Annotated in this window: 1 protein-coding gene and 1 pseudogene; both read right to left on the bottom strand. The window is 63.3% G+C overall.

What is annotated here, in order from left to right; genetic code table 11:
- Positions 1-301: pseudogene (locus tag V7672_RS15295) on the bottom strand (biotin synthase BioB); the annotation flags it as partial.
- Positions 298-515 (bottom strand): biotin transporter BioY (locus V7672_RS15290; RefSeq protein ID WP_335625423.1); only part of this gene is annotated, 218 nt, incomplete at its 5' end. The gene V7672_RS15290 and the pseudogene V7672_RS15295, both read right to left, overlap by 4 nt.

Raw genomic sequence — 515 nt, 5'->3', positions numbered from 1 at the left:
GCTCGGCTCCCGCTGCCTTGGCGGTTTCTGCCATGGCGATGACCCTTGCTGGCTCCATCAGCCGGTCACGGGTCAGATCGACCTCGCGATGATGTGCCGACTGCGGGCAGTAGGCACAGTTCTCCGGGCATCCGCCGGTCTTGATCGACAAAAGGTTCGCCTTCTGGACCTTGTTCGGATCGTGGTGCTGTCGGTGCACGGCGTTGGCCCGGCCGACCAGTTCCAGCAACGGCAATTCGTGAAGACCGACGATCTCGTCGATCGTCCAGTCGTGCCTGATCGTTCCATCGCACACCGTCATTCGCCTCTGCTCCAAAGCCGGGCGATGGAGGCTGGAAGCATACGGCCGCCCACCGCCACGATGCCGATCTTGACCAGATCGCCGAGCAGGAAGGGAAGAACGCCAACCGCGAGAAGCTCGCCGGCCGGAACATGGACGGCAAGCCAGGCAATGCCGAATCCATAGATCGGAACCATGCCGGCAAGCATCGCGCCGGCCCGGCCATGCATGCTCT

Origin of the sequence: Brevundimonas sp. (assembly GCF_036963785.1) — a bacterium.
Lineage (GTDB): Bacteria > Pseudomonadota > Alphaproteobacteria > Caulobacterales > Caulobacteraceae > Brevundimonas.
The sequence above is the reverse complement of the archived record's forward strand: the minus strand, read 5'-3'. Positions and strand labels throughout refer to the sequence as shown.